Source organism: Streptomyces diacarni (assembly GCF_003323715.1).
In the GTDB taxonomy this organism is placed as follows: Bacteria; Actinomycetota; Actinomycetes; order Streptomycetales; family Streptomycetaceae; genus Streptomyces; species Streptomyces diacarni.
In genome coordinates, this window is record NZ_QOIN01000073.1 from 83,957 (window position 1) to 97,146 (window position 13,190).

The window sequence follows — 13,190 nt, forward strand, 5'->3', positions numbered from 1 at the left end:
CGCGGACGCGCTCAGCGACGCAGGCCGAAGAGCCGGGCCGCGTTGTCGTGGCAGACCGCACGGAGCCAGGCGGGCCCCAGCCCGGTCCGCTCTTCCAGCGCTTCGAGTGCGTGGGCGTACGCGTACGGGATGTTGGGGAAATCGGTGCCCAGCAGAACGCGGTCGCCGAGGTCGGCGAGCCGGGGCAGTTCCGCCTGGGGGAAGGGAGCGGTGGCCTCCACGAAGCCGGTGAAGACCATCGTCGTGTCCAGCAGGACGCCCGGGTAGCGCTCCGCCAGGTCGAGGAAGTCGGCGTACTCGGGCATGCCCAGGTGGGCGACGACCAGGCGGAGACGGGGGTGGCGGGCGAGGACGGCGCCGATGGGTCCAGGCCCCGTATGGGTGGCGGGCACCGGGCCGGAGCCGCAGTGGGTGACCACGGGGACGCCGGCGTCGGCGAGTTGGCCCCACACCGGGTCCAGCAGCGGGTCGCGCGGGTCGTAGTCGCCGACCTGTACGTGGCTCTTGAAGACGCGGGCGCCCTGGTCGAGGGCGCGGCGCACGTCGTCGGCCGCGCCGGGTTCGGCGTGGAAGGTGGCGGTGTGCAGGCAGTCGGGTGTGCGGGCGGCGAAGTCGGCCGACCAGTCGTTGAGGGAGCGGGCCATGCCCGGCTTGTGGGGGTAGAGCATGGAGGTGAACGCGCGGACGCCGAATCCGCGCAGGAGGGCGAGGCGCCGTTCCTCGTCCTCCCGGTAGCCGATGGGCCAGGGGCGGCCGATCAGCGGCCCGGCCGTGTCGAAGTACGCCCACACCGCGGCGAGCAGGCGTTCCGGCATGAAGTGGGTGTGGACGTCGATCAGCGAGGTCACGCCGATGCGCGAGCGGAACGCCGCCACCCGCGCCCGCTCGGCCGGTTCCGCCGGTATGTCCGCGCCCGTGCCCGTATCCGCGCCCGCGCCGGCGTCCGTATCCGCGCCCGTGTCCGTCCCCATGCCGGACACCCTAAGGACTGCGCCACGAATGATCTACGACATGCCGACTGCCGCCCTGCCGATCATGACCTGCCGATCATGACCTGCCGGTCGGGACCTGCTCTTCCCAGCGGCGCCGAACCGGGGAGGGACCGGTAACGCGGTCTGGTATCGCGGAAGTTGCGGGCGGGGCGCTGGGCGGGGTGCCATGATCGAGGAGTTCTGGGCGCTGACGCGCAGGCGGATGCCGGGGAGGGCGCAGTGGAGGGCCAGCTTCTGGGAGGCCGGTACCGGTTGGTCCGGCGTATCGGCGAGGGCGGCATGGGCGAGGTCTGGGAGGCGCGGGACGAGACGCTGGACCGGCAGGTGGCCGTCAAGGTGATCTCCCTCCTCGCCGGCGGCGGAAGTCGCGGGGACGAGGCTCGCGCCCGGTTTCTGCGCGAAGCGCGGATCACGGCCAGGTTGCAGCATCCGTACGTCGTGACCGTCCACGATCTCGGGCAGAGCGACACCCAGGAAGGCACCGTGCCCTTCCTGGTCATGGAGTTGGTGCGCGGCGAAGGGCTCGATGCCAAGCTCCGCGACGGCTCCGTCGATCTTGCCGAGGCGGCACGGTGGGGTGCTCAGATCTGTGAGGCGCTGGGTGACGCGCACGCGCACGGCATCATGCACCGGGACATCAAACCGTCCAACATCCTGATCACGCCTGCCGGAAGGGCGAAGGTGCTCGACTTCGGTGTCGCACGCGCCGCCGATCCCTACGCGGCCGGGGACCGGCTCACCCGGACCGGGTTCATCGTGGGCACGCCCCCGTACATGGCGCCGGAGCAGGCGCGGGGCCACCCGGAACCGCGCAGCGATCTGTACGCGCTGGGCTGCCTGCTCTTCGAACTGGTCACCGGCAGACTGCCGTTCCAGGCGCCGGACAGCGTCAGCTACCTCACGGCGCATCTGAGCCGGCAGCCGCCCGCGCCCAGTTCCGTGGCCGCGGGTGTGCCACAGGCGTGGGACGCTCTCCTGCTCAGGCTGTTGCGCAAGGATCCGGCCGAGCGGTACGCGAGCGCCGCCGACGCCGCCCAGGCCCTGCGCGGGCTCGCGGACGCACCCGAGCACGTGCCGGCGGCCACTGCGCGGCTGCCGGAAGCCGCGCCGTCGCCGCCTGCGGCCGGCTCCTCTCCCGGCACGCCGGCGGTGGCGCGGTCCTGGATCGCGGTTGCGGTCTGGTTTTTCATCGCGCTGGTGGCCGCCACGGTGACGGCGGCCAACCTCGACGGAGACTCCGACGGCCGCGACGTAGCCGGCGGCGCCGGAGCGGTCACCGTCGCCACCGGCGGGCTGATCGTATGGTTCGCCGTGCAGGCACGGTCCCGTTGGCAGGCACGTCTGGCCCTGCCGCTCCGGTTCCTCCCCCCGACGTTCCTCTTCTGCCTCTACGCCCTGGTGGTCGCGGCCGCCGTCACCGACGAGGCTTCTTCGTCGGGCGGGATCGAATGGGGCTACTGGCTGCCCGCCGGTGGTGGCTCCGCGCTCATGTTGGGGGGTCTTCTGGCGATGGCCGCGGCCCTCACTCCGCGGACGGAACGCCGGACGCGCGGAATTGGCTACGCCCTCGTCGGTGTCAACGCCGTCGCGGTCGTCGGCACGTTCGCGCTGATGGCTTCGGGTGGGTTCTGGTTCCATTACGTCTGGTTCGTCGCGCCGCACTGGGTCCCCCCTGCCGTGGGCGTGGCGGCCATCGCGCTGTACTGCACGCGCGAGATCACGACGCGCCGGGCGGCTCCGGCATCGGGGACTGAAAGGCCGCCCGTCAGCGCTCCCTGACAGAGAGCACGACCTGCTTGGTGCTCCGTCACCCGGCAACGGCGGGGGGTTGCGCAGGCGGGCGCTGCCGCGCAGGGCCTGGTGGACGCCGTCGCCCTTCAGGCGGTCCGCGGACTCGCCGGCAGGGGCGGCGTCGACGACGAAGAGGAGCCCGGCGCGCCGGTGTCCGAGGGGACCGGTGCGCCGGGCTCGCGGCGTGGGTGCCGGAAAGGGATCAGCGCGGGGCGGGGGCACCCGGCTCCGCGTACGCGGGGGCGGAAGCGGGGACGGGGACGGAGGCGGAGGCGGAGGCTGGGGCAGCAGAGGCGGCCGGCGCGGGCGTCGAGCGGCTGACGGTCAGCAGGAACGCGGCCACGAGACCCATGAGGCCGACGACCAGGGCGAGCGTGACGGGCGTGTGGACGTCGAGCAGGATCATCGTCGTGTTCGCGGCGAAGTGGGTGACCATCGAGGCGACGACGCCGGCCCGCTCGTACGCGTAGGCGGTCAGCATGGCCATGGGGATGACGCTGACGGCGAAGAGCACGCCGCTCGGGGTGGCGAGTCCGAGCTCGTTCTGGACGGTGCCGTCGATGAAGAACAGCGGCAGGTGCCACACCGACCAGATGACGCCGAGCAGGAGGCCCACCTGGAGACGGCCCATCGACGCGCGCATCCTCGGGTAGGCGGTGCCCCGCCAGCCCGGCTCCTCCGAGAGCGGGCCCGAGACGATCATGCTGACGAGGAACGCGGCGGGACCGCCCGCGTCCGCCATCACGTCCCGGGCGCCGTCCAGGCTCAGCGCCGGCCCGCCCGCCGCCTGCGCCAGCAGGGCGGCGCCCAGCACCGTCGCCGAGGTGGCGACGAGGAACAGCGGCAGCCGGGCCAGTGCCCTGCTCCGGAAGCGCACCGCGTGCTCGGGGACGGGCTCGCCGCGCCGGCGGCGGCGTACGCGGACCACCAGGGCGGCGAGCAGCGGTCCGAAGGCACCGAAGAGGTAGGGCAGCGCGGTGGGCGGGGTCATCGCCGATCCGCCGAGCCCCATCGCCGCGCCCCACGACGCCCAGCTGATGCCGAAGGCCAGCCCCATGAAGAGGCCCAGGTCGCTCCGGTGCGTGCCGGTGGGGGCCCCGGCCAGCGGGGTCGACGTCGGTGACTTCGGGGCTGACACAGCCATGACATGTCCTTCTCTGTGAGTGTGAGCGTGACGAGCTGTTCCAGTGCGGTGCCGGGCGCGCCGCCCGCGGAGACTCCTCGGGGAGTCCTCGGGGCGTACCGCCCTCAGGGCCGGTCCGCGGTCTCAGGACCGGTCCGCGCGCGCCCCGGTCGGCGGCTCGGGCACCGTCGCGTCCAGTCGGGGGGCGAGCCAGGAGGTGACGAGGGTGAGGAGGTCGGGGTCGACCGGGTGGTTCAACAGGCGGCCGTAGGAACGGATGGTGTGGCGGCCCGGGTCCCGGCGCAGGAGGTGGGTGAGGTCGGGCACCCGGTGGGTCTCGGCGGCGCCGCCGGGGACGACGCGGCGCATCTCCTCCAGGTCACCGGGGTCGACCTGGATGTCCTTGGCGCCGGTGACGGCCAGCACGGGGACCTGGATGGCGGCGAGGTCCTCCCGGGTGTCGTGGGCGAGGTTCTCGCGCATCCAGCGGGCGTTGACCGGCATTCCGGCGATCCGCGCCACGTCCGTCCGCGTCCGGCGTATCCGGGCCAGGGCACGCTTGCCCAGTGCCCCCAGCGGGCGCCGGAGCAGGCGCACGGGCGCGGGCATGCCCCGCATGAGCGAGCGGGCCTGCCAGCGCACGGCGTCCTCCCCGGTACGGGCGTATCCGGCGAGGAGCACCGCGGCGCGCACCTCCCGGCGCGCGGCGAGGGCCATCGCGTGCAGCGCCCCCTCGCTGTGGCCGATGACGGCGACCGCGTCCGAGCGGACCGCGGGATGGGCCGCCAGGGCGCGCACGGCGGCGATCGCGTCGTCGCAGTTGTCGGTGAAGCCCCAGGCGCGCCAGTCGCCGGGGGTGGCGCCGGTGCCGCGCCGGTCGTAGCGCAGTGTGGCGACGCCCGCCGCCGCGAGCGCTTCGGCCACCGGCCGGCCGAGGTTCGTCTTCAGCTTCTTCGAGTTGCCCTCGCGGTCGAGGGGCCCCGAACCGTGCAGCAGCAGGACGGCGGGGTGCGGGCCGGGTCCCGACGGCAGGGTCAGCGATCCCGCCAGGTCGGTCCCGTCGTGCGCGGTGACCGTCATCGCGGTGTCGGGCATGGCTCCGCCTCTCCTCGTTTCCGTTCTCAACTACGAGAACGTTATCAAACATGAGAGCATGGGGTCATGGCAAATGCGAACGAGCTCATCCACCCCGTGCGGATGCGCATCCTGCAGACCCTGCTCGGCGCCGACGAACTGACCACAGCGCAACTGCGCGACCGGCTGCCCGACGTGGCGTCGGCCACCATGTACCGGCACGTCGCGGCCCTCGCGCAGGCCGGCGTCATCGAGGTGGTCAGCGAACGGCCCGTTCGCGGCACCGTCGAGCGCAGCTACCGGGTCCGCCAGGAGCAAGCCCTCGTCGACTCCGACACCCGCGACGCCATGGGCACGGAAGACCACCGGCGGGCCTTCACCGTCTTCTCCGCGGCCGTCATGGGCGACTTCGAGCGATACCTCTCCCGCGAGGACGCCGAACCCGCACAGGAGAACGTCCTCTACCGGCAGGGCGCCGTGTGGGTGACGGACGAGGAGTTCGCCTCGCTCGTCGACGAGATCGAAGCGGCCGTCGCCCGCCGCACGCACACCACCCCGGGCGACGGCCGCGCCCGCCACCTCCTCAGCCTCGTCTTCGTGCCGGACAAAGCCGCGGCACACCCGGACGAGCCCGGAACCGACTGACCGGCATGCGCGATGTCGCCGTGCGCGACGGCCGACGTGCGCGACGTGCGCGACGTGCGCGACGTGCGCGGTGCGCGGGCTCGCAGGCATCTCCACGGGTCCCGCGCGGGTCCACAGGGCCGGACGGGCCTGACGTGGATCGCGGGGCGGCGGCGCCTCGGTCCCCGGGCGCACCCCCGCCCCGGCTACTCCCGCCGGTGCTCAGGGCACTCGCACGGCGGGTAGGCGCCCGGGCTGAACCCGCCCGGCGGGCCGAGCCACGGCCCCTTCTCCAGCACAGTGACCGACCGAACGGGCGTACGCCGCCCGGTGTCCGCCGCCACCCGGTAGACGCGGAGCGTCATCCGGTGCGTCTCCCGCAGGGGAGCCGTCTCGTCGCTCACGCCCGCTCCCTGATCCAGCGCGCCAGAGCGAAGACCGCGTCGGCCGACGCCCCTCCCAGCTCCACATGCGCCCTCCCCATGACGGGGAACCCACCGCTGAGGGAGGGCAACTTGCACCCTGCCATCGCCAGCGCCTCCGCCAGCTCATCGGCCGCCTTGCGCCCGATGGCCAGCGCACTCTCAGGACTCGACTGTGCATCCATGCCCATACGGTGACCCCTCCCGAGCCACACGGGAAGTAGTCACCCACTCACAGAGAGCAGTTGTGAGGTTTCCCCGACACGAACGGAACGAACCTGCCAATCTGTCACGTAACCAAGCGTTCATCCCTCGCCTCGCCCCCCGGGACCGCACATGTCCGAATCCGACCTCTCTCCGGTCGAACCGTCCCCGCTTGTCGCCGGCTTCGGAAAGCAGCTGCGCAAGCTGCGGGAGTACCGGCAGATCTCCCGGGAAAGCGTCGGCAAGAGAGCCGGCTTCTCCGCCTCCACCATCGGCGCCTTCGAACGCGGCGAACGCATCCCGGACCAACGCAGCGCCTGCGCCCTCGACGCGGCCCTCAACGCCCACCAGATCTTCGCCTGCGTGGGCGAGGACCTGGAGAAGGAGCAGTACCCACGCAAGTTCGACCAGCTCTTCCGCTTGGAAGCCGAAGCCCTCAGCCTCAGCATCTACGACACGAACGTCGTCAACGGGCTTCTCCAAACCGAGGCGTACGCGCGGGCGCTATTCGAGACGCGCGTACCTCACCACGGCGAGGGCAAAGCGACGCAGCTGCTCGCTGAGCGGCTTGACCGCCAGAAGCTGCTCACCCGTGTTCCGACGCCGACTCTCGTCTTCATCCTGGACGAAGCCGTCGTGCGCCGCCGCACAGGCAGCAGAGCGATCATGCAGGCCCAGCTCGGGTGGCTACTGGAGCTGGGTCAGCTCAAGCACATCCATATTCTCGTGCTCCCATTCGACTGCGAGGAACCAGTCGGGGCGATTGGCCCTTTGACGCTGTTGGAGACTCCCGAGCGGCGCACGCTGGGGTATGTCGAGGTCCAGGAACAGGGCACTCTGCTGTCGGACAAGGAAACGGTCAGCGCCTTGCGGCAGCGTTTTGACATGATCCAGGTGAACGCTCTGCGGCCTGCGGACTCCGCATGCTTCATCAAACGCCGTCTGGAGGAACTGTGAGCAGCCCTCTCACCTGGTTCAAGTCGAGCCACAGCAGCGGTTCGGGCGGTCAGTGCCTCGAAGTCGCCCTCACCTGGCACAAGTCCACACACAGCGACGGTGGAGGCGGCCAATGCGTCGAGGTCGCCACCTGCCCCCATACCGTCCACATACGCGACTCCAAGGCAGGGACCACCGGCCCCGCCCTCACCGTCACGCCGGATGCATGGCAAGCCTTCCTCGCCAGCCACCGATAAGGAGGCCCTACGTGCCCCCTCTCACCTGGTTCAAGTCGAGCTACAGCGGCGGCGGGGGCGGTCAGTGCCTCGAAGTCGCCCTCACCTGGCGCAAGTCAACACACAGTGGTGGCGAGGGTGGCCAGTGCGTGGAGGTCGCCACCTGCCCGCACAGCGTCCACGTACGCGACTCCAAAGCAGGGGACACCGGTCCCACCCTCACCGTCACGCCGGAGGCGTGGAGGGTCCTTCTCGACGGGGTGCTGTAGGCGCCCCGCCCGTGGGCCCCTTCACAACCACCCGCTGTGAAGGGGTCACAGGACCTCGGAGGCGACGTCCGCCGGGCGCGCCAGGCGGGTGCCCTTCTCCGTGACGACGAAGGGCCGTTGGATGAGCGCCGGGTGCGCGACCATCGCGGCGATCAGTTCATCGTCGGTCACGTCGGGCCGGTCGAGGCCCAGCTCCTTGTACTCGGGCTCCTTCGTACGGACCGCGTCCCGCGCGGTGACCCCCGCGTCGGTGATCAGCGTGCGCAGCGTCCCCGCGTCGGGCGGGGTCTTGAGGTACTCGACGATCTCGGGTTCGTACCCGGCTTCCTCCAGCAGGGCCAGGACCGTGCGGGAGGTCCCGCAGCGGGTGTTGTGGTAGAGCGTCGCGGTCTTCGCCATGGGGGACATGGGAGTCATCGTAGGACCGCGCGGCCGGGACACAATCGACTGCATGAGGGATGAGTCGGAGGAGTCGAGAGGGACGGGGACGGGGGCCGCCCCCGTCGACGCGCTGCTCATCGTCGACATGCAGACGGCGTTCGTGACGGGCGCCGACGCCGTGCCGGACGCGGCTCGCGTCCTGTCCGCCACGCGGCGGCTGCTGGCCGCCGCCCGCGCGGCGGGCGCGCCCGTCGTGCACCTGCAGAACGATGGTGAGACGGGCGGCCCCGACGAGCCGGGAACGGCCGGCTGGGCGCTGTTCGTGCGGCCCGGGCCCGGTGAGCGCGTGGTCCGCAAGGAGGCGGACGACGGGTTCGAGGGGACCGGCCTGCGCGCCCACTTGCACGAGCAGCGGGCGCGCTCGCTCGCCGTGTGCGGGGTGCTGTCCGAGATGTGTGTGAGCGCCACCGCGCGCACCGCGCTGCGGCTGGGCCACCGTGTCGTGCTGCCGCACGATGCGCACGGCACGTACGACGTGCCGGCGGCGCCGGACATCAGCGAGGTCGTCCCGGCGGCGATGGCGGCGCGGGCGGCCGAGTGGGCGCTGGGGGACGAGATCGAGATCGTCCCGTTCGCCGCGGACGTCCGCTTCGCGGGGCCCGAGGGGGCGGCGGCGGACGGCGGCCCTCCGCATGGCTGAGGGGCCCCACGCGGGGTGGGGCCCCTCGGAAGTTGAGCCGTGTCAGCTGGTGGCGCGCCACTCCAGCGGCTTCTTGCTGTAGCCGCGGTTGATCTCGACGGCCTCCGCCTTCTGGCCCTCGGGGACGAGGAAGGCGGTGCAGATCTTCTCCGACTGGCCCGGGCTGAGCTTCTTGTCGCGGTCGATGGCCGGGCAGTTGGGCCACTTGGCCTCGCCCATGATGACGATGAGGGCGCGGGTGCGCTGGCCCTGGTCGGTCCGCACGACCAGGTCGTCGTCCATGTCGCCGAGCTCCATGGGCTTGCCGCTCTTGTGGTTGAGCGTCGACCACACGTAGACGGGGACCTTGGGCTCGTCCTTCTCGTCCTTCTTCAGGCCGGAGTTGGCCATGTCGGCCTTGGTGCCGGTCTGCACCTTCGTCGGCGTGATCGTGAACGTGGCGCCCTTGGTCTCGTCGTCGTCGCTCTTCTGGGCCGGGCTGGTCTGGCCGAGCCGGTAGGAGGTCTTCTCCTTGGAGGAGCCGGAACCGCCGGAGGAGGACGACGAGGACGACGAGTGGTCCGAGTCGGAGCCGGACTTGTGGCCCTTCTTGCCTCCGCCGTCACACCCGGTCAGTGCCAGGGCGAACACCAGCGCGCCTGCTGTGACCGGCACGGCGCGAGTCCACGTACGCATGACTTCCTCACTTTCCCCGTGAATCCCCGTGAATCCCCGTTGGATCCCGTCGGACCTACCGGATGAGCGGTTGCCACGCGCACGTCAAAGACGGGACACAGCGGCCCGGCGACCGGAGCTCATCAGGGCCAAGATATTGCCAGAGGCATGTCACGAGAGTGCGAGCAGGTGTCGCCAACGGCGTCACAGCCGCCCCACCTGTCACATTCTTCGGCGGACCTGCGGCCGTCACACCGGGCCCTGTCACAGTCCCCGGTACGTCCTGCACAGCGGCCCGGTCACAGCCCCGGCCCGGTCACAGACCCGGCGCGCCCCACACGGGGAACCAGCGGCCCAGGTCCTCCTCGACCGGCAGGTCGTCGCCGAGCAGCCCGCTCACCTGGAGTTCCAGCGCGTTGTCCCGCTTCTCCGCGCCACCGGGGACCGGGACGAACGGGTAGAAGGTGCCGCGCTTGTAGAGGTAGATCAGGGCGAGGGAGCGGGGCGGGGCCGCTGCCTGATCGCCCTCTTCCCGGAAGCCGACGGTCGAACACAGCAGTTGCGGGCCGAATCCGCCCTCGGCCAGCAGCGTGTTCACCGCGTGCAGGTCGTTGACGAGGGCCGCGAGGTCGTCGGCCGGGTGGCGCGCCGTGAGCCAGGTGTAGCCGTAGGAGTCCCGGGTGAACTCGACGGGGATGCCGCCGCGCCCGGTGTCGGCGTCCAGCAGTTGCCGTACGTCGCTCTGCAAGCGCGTGAACGCGGCGCCCTCCACGCTGGCGAAACACACCGCGCCGACGCCCGTCGGCGCGAACCCGGTCGCCGCCTTGAGGGTCAGCGCGGCGGAGGGGAGCGCGAAGAGCTGGTCGAGGTCCGGCCGCTTGGGCTTGCTGCGGCCCAGGAGCGCGTCGAGGAGGCCCACGGCGTCACCGTCCCAGCTGGGCGGAGAGGCCGCGGAGCTGTTCCAGCCGCTTGTCCAGCGACGGGTGCGAGGAGAACAGCGTCGCGAGGCTCTCGCCGGAGAAGGCGGGCACGAAGAAGAAGGCGTTGTACGGCTCGGCCCTGCGCAGGTCGCGGGTGGGGATGCGGGCCATGTCGCCGCTGATCTTGGTGAGGGCCGAGGCCAGCGTCGAGGGGCGCCCGGTGAGCAGGGCGCCGGCGCGGTCGGCCGACAGCTCGCGGTAGCGGGACAGCAGCCGGGTCAGCAGGAAGCTGACGATGTAGACGAGCGCGCTGACCAGCGGAACGACCAGCAGGAGCAGGCCCGCCGGATTGTTGTTGTTGCCGGCGCTGCGGCCGAGGTTGCTCCACAGGGCCACCCGGGTCATGATCCCGGCCAGCACCCCGAGGAACGAGGCGATCGTCATGACGGCGACGTCACGGTGCGCGACGTGCGACAGCTCGTGCGACAGGACCCCTTCCAGCTCTTCCGGCTCCAGCCGGCGCATCAGCCCCGTGGTCGCGCACACCATCGCGTTGCGCTGGTTGCGCCCTGTGGCGAACGCGTTGGGGACGTCACTGTCGGCGATGGCCACCCGCGGTTTGGGCATGTCGGCCAGCGCGCACAGCCGGTCGACGGCACCGTGCAGCGCGGGGGCCTGCTGCGGGGTGACCTCGCGGGCCCCCATGCTGAACGCGGCGATCTTGTCGCTGAACCAGAACTGGGCGATGAAGAGCGCCCCCGCGATCACCAGCACGAGGGGCCAGGCGTTCCCCAGCGCGACCACCAGCACGCCGACGAGGACGACGTAGAGCAGGCCGATGAAGAACATCGTGGTGACCATCCGGGTGGTCAGGCCACGGTCGGCGACATAGCGCGAGTGGCGGGCCATGACGACCGCTCCTTCCCGAAGCGCGGGGCCCCTCGGAGCCGGGCCGGAAGCACAGCGCTGCACTCCCGGCGTGTGAGGGCCCTCTCTTCGATTGTGCTCCGGTGCTCCGCCACGCGCCCCCTCGTGCGCCTGGTGTGCTTCCCCGCACGCTCGGTGTGCTCTCATGTGGGCGTCGCTTCGCACGCATGTTCAGGCATATGCGCGAAGATGGTGCCTGTGACTCATCCGCCTGAACACCCCGCCCCGACAAGCCCGCGCACCCCGTCCGAGGGGGCGCGCCCCGCCCCGCGCCTGATCGCCACCGACCTGGACGGCACCCTGCTGCGGAACGACAAGACCGTCTCGGACCGCACCGTCGCGGCACTCGCCGCCGCCGAGGCCGCCGGGATCGAGGTGTTCTTCGTCACCGGGCGCCCCGCCCGCTGGATGGGCGTCGTCAGCGACCACGTCCACGGCCACGGGCTCGCCATCTGCGCCAACGGCGCCGCCGTCGTCGACCTGCACGCGGGCCGCCGCGTCGTCCGCGTACGGGAACTGACCCGCACCGACGCCGTCGCCGTCGTCGAGGCCCTGCGCACCGCCACCCCCGGTCTCAGCTTCGCCGTCGAACGCACCGAGGGCATCCACTACGAGCCGCACTACCCCCACTTCCCCGGAGACCCCGGCGCCTCCTACGCGCCCGTCGAGGAACTGCTCACCGACAGCGACGAGGGCCACTTCGCCGAGCCCGTCGTCAAGTTGCTCGCCCACCACCCCACGATGGACCCCGACGAGTTCCTCGCGCTCGGCCGCAAGGCCGCCGGCGCCCACGCCGAGTTCACCCGCTCCAGCCCCAGCGCCCTGCTGGAGATCTCCGGGCACGGCGTGAGCAAGGCCAGCACCCTCGCCCTCGCCTGCCAGGAACGCGGCATCGCGCCCGAGCAGGTCGTCGCCTTCGGCGACATGCCCAACGACCTGGCCATGCTCAGCTGGGCCGGTACCTCCTACGCGATGGCCAACGCCCACCCCGACGTCCTGATGTGCACCACCCACACCACCGCCTCCAACGAGGACGACGGCGTCGCCAAGGTGATCGAAGGCCTGCTCTGAGGCACCGGTAGCGGGCCCGCTGCGCCGCGTCGGCACGGTCGTCACGGCCGGCACGGTCTTACTGCTTGCCGGTGCCGACGGGGTCGACCGTGACCTTCTGGTCGGCGCTCTCCTCCACCGGGAGGTTGATGCGGACCGGCAGGCTCGTGGAGTGCGTCTCGTTGGGCGGAGTGACGACCATGGTGTTCACGTCCACGCCGCTGCCGCCCGTGGTGTTCGGCGGGTAGTGCAGGGTGAAGCGGGTCTCGTCGCCGGACTGGAGATTGACGACCGGGGCCTCGACGTCGCTGCGCTTGGCGCTCAGCGGCCTGCCCGCTTCCTCGGACTTGAGGTCCACACCGGGGAAGCCCTTGAGCGTGCAGGCGTCGCCGCCGGTGTTCTTCATCGTGACGACGATGTCGCCCTCGCCCATGCCGTGCGAGGAGCGGAAGTCCAGGTTCGCCGTCTTGCAGGTGCCGGTGGTGATCTTCCCGCCGCCGCTGCCCGGGGCGTCGTCGGCGGACGCGGCGCTTCCGCCGGAGGTGCCGCCGTTGCCGCCACCGCTGTTCCCGCCGTTGCCGCCACCGCTGCCACCGGAGGTGCCGGACGAGGACGAGGAGGAGTCGGCCACGTTCGCGCTCGCGTTGGAGTCCTCGCCCTGCTGGCAGGCGGTCAGCGACAGACCCGCGGCGAGGGCCAGGGCGGCGAGAGTGAGCTTCTTGGCGCGCATCGTTTCTTCCTTCGCAGTCGGTGCCGCCGCGCGGCACGAGTGAGCGTTACTGATCACTTGGATCCGCCCGCGCCGGAAAATGTTCACGGCCGACCGCCCGTCTTACACGCCTGTTACATACGTTGCAGAACGAAACCCGATGCCCCAGAGCGCGGAT

17 protein-coding genes are annotated in these 13,190 nt (G+C 71.6%); 7 read left to right on the forward strand and 10 right to left on the reverse strand.

Annotated elements, in window-relative coordinates:
• Nucleotides 1-11: 11 nt before the first annotated feature.
• Nucleotides 12-971: an amidohydrolase family protein gene (locus tag DTL70_RS32805; protein WP_114025660.1), complete on the reverse strand. Its 960-nt coding sequence runs from the start codon at nt 969-971 to the stop codon at nt 12-14.
• Nucleotides 972-1,211: 240 nt separating this feature from the next.
• On the opposite strand from DTL70_RS32805, the gene DTL70_RS32810 reads away from it, so the two are divergent.
• The gene (locus DTL70_RS32810; protein ID WP_245980313.1) at nt 1,212-2,771 is read left to right on the forward strand and encodes a serine/threonine-protein kinase; all 1,560 of its coding nucleotides are present in this window, start codon (nt 1,212-1,214) and stop codon (nt 2,769-2,771) included.
• A gap of 214 nt (nt 2,772-2,985) precedes the next feature.
• On the opposite strand, the gene DTL70_RS32815 is transcribed toward DTL70_RS32810, so the two are convergent.
• Both DTL70_RS32815 and DTL70_RS32820 read right to left on the reverse strand, forming a co-directional pair.
• Nucleotides 2,986-3,927: a CPBP family intramembrane glutamic endopeptidase gene (locus tag DTL70_RS32815; RefSeq protein ID WP_245980315.1), complete on the reverse strand. Its 942-nt coding sequence runs from the start codon at nt 3,925-3,927 to the stop codon at nt 2,986-2,988.
• A 123-nt stretch (nt 3,928-4,050) separates the two neighbouring features.
• A complete protein-coding gene (locus DTL70_RS32820; RefSeq protein ID WP_114025661.1) occupies nt 4,051-5,001 on the reverse strand; it encodes an alpha/beta hydrolase family protein in 951 nt (316 codons plus the stop codon).
• A 66-nt stretch (nt 5,002-5,067) separates the two neighbouring features.
• On the opposite strand from DTL70_RS32820, the gene DTL70_RS32825 reads away from it, so the two are divergent.
• Nucleotides 5,068-5,625: a helix-turn-helix domain-containing protein gene (locus tag DTL70_RS32825; protein ID WP_114025662.1), complete on the forward strand. Its 558-nt coding sequence runs from the start codon at nt 5,068-5,070 to the stop codon at nt 5,623-5,625.
• A 185-nt stretch (nt 5,626-5,810) separates the two neighbouring features.
• Here DTL70_RS32825 and DTL70_RS32830 read toward each other — a convergent pair whose 3' ends face one another.
• Both DTL70_RS32830 and DTL70_RS32835 read right to left on the reverse strand, forming a co-directional pair.
• On the reverse strand, nt 5,811-6,008 hold the full coding sequence (locus tag DTL70_RS32830) for a hypothetical protein (RefSeq protein ID WP_114025663.1): 198 nt from the start codon (nt 6,006-6,008) through the stop codon (nt 5,811-5,813).
• Nucleotides 6,005-6,211, reverse strand: a complete 207-nt coding sequence (locus DTL70_RS32835; RefSeq protein ID WP_114025713.1) for a hypothetical protein — start codon at nt 6,209-6,211, stop codon at nt 6,005-6,007. Before DTL70_RS32835 ends, DTL70_RS32830 begins: the two co-directional genes overlap by 4 nt.
• Before the next feature lie 151 nt (nt 6,212-6,362).
• Here DTL70_RS32835 and DTL70_RS32840 point away from each other — a divergent pair, with 151 nt between their 5' ends.
• The 3 genes from DTL70_RS32840 to DTL70_RS32850 are packed head-to-tail and all read left to right on the forward strand — an operon-like array spanning nt 6,363 to nt 7,671.
• The gene (locus tag DTL70_RS32840; protein WP_114025664.1) at nt 6,363-7,187 is read left to right on the forward strand and encodes a helix-turn-helix domain-containing protein; all 825 of its coding nucleotides are present in this window, start codon (nt 6,363-6,365) and stop codon (nt 7,185-7,187) included.
• Entirely contained in the window at nt 7,184-7,423 is a 240-nt protein-coding gene (locus tag DTL70_RS32845) for a DUF397 domain-containing protein (protein ID WP_114025665.1), read from the forward strand. The genes DTL70_RS32840 and DTL70_RS32845 overlap by 4 nt, the downstream gene beginning before the upstream one ends.
• 11 nt (nt 7,424-7,434) lie before the next feature.
• A complete protein-coding gene (locus DTL70_RS32850) occupies nt 7,435-7,671 on the forward strand; it encodes a DUF397 domain-containing protein (RefSeq protein ID WP_245980316.1) in 237 nt (78 codons plus the stop codon).
• Nucleotides 7,672-7,716: 45 nt separating this feature from the next.
• Here DTL70_RS32850 and arsC read toward each other — a convergent pair whose 3' ends face one another.
• Nucleotides 7,717-8,079: an arsenate reductase (glutaredoxin) gene (gene arsC / locus DTL70_RS32855; RefSeq protein ID WP_242752197.1), complete on the reverse strand. Its 363-nt coding sequence runs from the start codon at nt 8,077-8,079 to the stop codon at nt 7,717-7,719.
• A 43-nt stretch (nt 8,080-8,122) separates the two neighbouring features.
• On the opposite strand from arsC, the gene DTL70_RS32860 reads away from it, so the two are divergent.
• Nucleotides 8,123-8,752, forward strand: coding sequence for an isochorismatase family protein (locus DTL70_RS32860; RefSeq protein WP_114025668.1), 630 nt, complete (start codon nt 8,123-8,125; stop codon nt 8,750-8,752).
• A 42-nt stretch (nt 8,753-8,794) separates the two neighbouring features.
• Here DTL70_RS32860 and DTL70_RS32865 read toward each other — a convergent pair whose 3' ends face one another.
• The 3 genes from DTL70_RS32865 to htpX form a co-directional block, all read right to left on the reverse strand.
• Nucleotides 8,795-9,427 (reverse strand): hypothetical protein, encoded by a 633-nt coding sequence (locus DTL70_RS32865; RefSeq protein ID WP_114025669.1) that lies wholly within the window; start codon nt 9,425-9,427, stop codon nt 8,795-8,797.
• A 295-nt stretch (nt 9,428-9,722) separates the two neighbouring features.
• On the reverse strand, nt 9,723-10,325 hold the full coding sequence (pspAB, locus tag DTL70_RS32870; protein WP_114025670.1) for a PspA-associated protein PspAB: 603 nt from the start codon (nt 10,323-10,325) through the stop codon (nt 9,723-9,725).
• A 4-nt stretch (nt 10,326-10,329) separates the two neighbouring features.
• Entirely contained in the window at nt 10,330-11,235 is a 906-nt protein-coding gene (htpX, locus tag DTL70_RS32875; protein WP_114025671.1) for a zinc metalloprotease HtpX, read from the reverse strand.
• Between the two features lie 207 nt (nt 11,236-11,442).
• Between htpX and DTL70_RS32880 the strand changes: the two genes are divergently transcribed.
• The gene (locus DTL70_RS32880) at nt 11,443-12,324 is read left to right on the forward strand and encodes a Cof-type HAD-IIB family hydrolase (protein WP_114025672.1); all 882 of its coding nucleotides are present in this window, start codon (nt 11,443-11,445) and stop codon (nt 12,322-12,324) included.
• 58 nt (nt 12,325-12,382) lie between these two features.
• Here DTL70_RS32880 and DTL70_RS32885 read toward each other — a convergent pair whose 3' ends face one another.
• Entirely contained in the window at nt 12,383-13,033 is a 651-nt protein-coding gene (locus DTL70_RS32885; RefSeq protein ID WP_114025673.1) for a DUF4232 domain-containing protein, read from the reverse strand.
• Nucleotides 13,034-13,190 lie beyond the last annotated feature (157 nt).

What these genes read in the sequence shown, in the direction of transcription:
- htpX (WP_114025671.1), bottom strand. Translation starts at nt 11,235, where the DNA reads ATGGCCCGCCACTCGCGCTATGTCGCCGACCGTGGCCTGACCACCCGG.
- DTL70_RS32825 (WP_114025662.1), top strand. Translation starts at nt 5,068, where the DNA reads ATGGCAAATGCGAACGAGCTCATCCACCCCGTGCGGATGCGCATCCTG.
- DTL70_RS32860 (WP_114025668.1), top strand. Translation starts at nt 8,123, where the DNA reads ATGAGGGATGAGTCGGAGGAGTCGAGAGGGACGGGGACGGGGGCCGCC.
- DTL70_RS32805 (WP_114025660.1), bottom strand. Translation starts at nt 971, where the DNA reads ATGGGGACGGACACGGGCGCGGATACGGACGCCGGCGCGGGCGCGGAT.
- DTL70_RS32885 (WP_114025673.1), bottom strand. Translation starts at nt 13,033, where the DNA reads ATGCGCGCCAAGAAGCTCACTCTCGCCGCCCTGGCCCTCGCCGCGGGT.
- DTL70_RS32865 (WP_114025669.1), bottom strand. Translation starts at nt 9,427, where the DNA reads ATGCGTACGTGGACTCGCGCCGTGCCGGTCACAGCAGGCGCGCTGGTG.
- DTL70_RS32820 (WP_114025661.1), bottom strand. Translation starts at nt 5,001, where the DNA reads ATGCCCGACACCGCGATGACGGTCACCGCGCACGACGGGACCGACCTG.
- DTL70_RS32840 (WP_114025664.1), top strand. Translation starts at nt 6,363, where the DNA reads ATGTCCGAATCCGACCTCTCTCCGGTCGAACCGTCCCCGCTTGTCGCC.
- arsC (WP_242752197.1), bottom strand. Translation starts at nt 8,079, where the DNA reads ATGTCCCCCATGGCGAAGACCGCGACGCTCTACCACAACACCCGCTGC.
- DTL70_RS32880 (WP_114025672.1), top strand. Translation starts at nt 11,443, where the DNA reads ATGGTGCCTGTGACTCATCCGCCTGAACACCCCGCCCCGACAAGCCCG.
- DTL70_RS32835 (WP_114025713.1), bottom strand. Translation starts at nt 6,211, where the DNA reads ATGGATGCACAGTCGAGTCCTGAGAGTGCGCTGGCCATCGGGCGCAAG.
- DTL70_RS32815 (WP_245980315.1), bottom strand. Translation starts at nt 3,927, where the DNA reads ATGGCTGTGTCAGCCCCGAAGTCACCGACGTCGACCCCGCTGGCCGGG.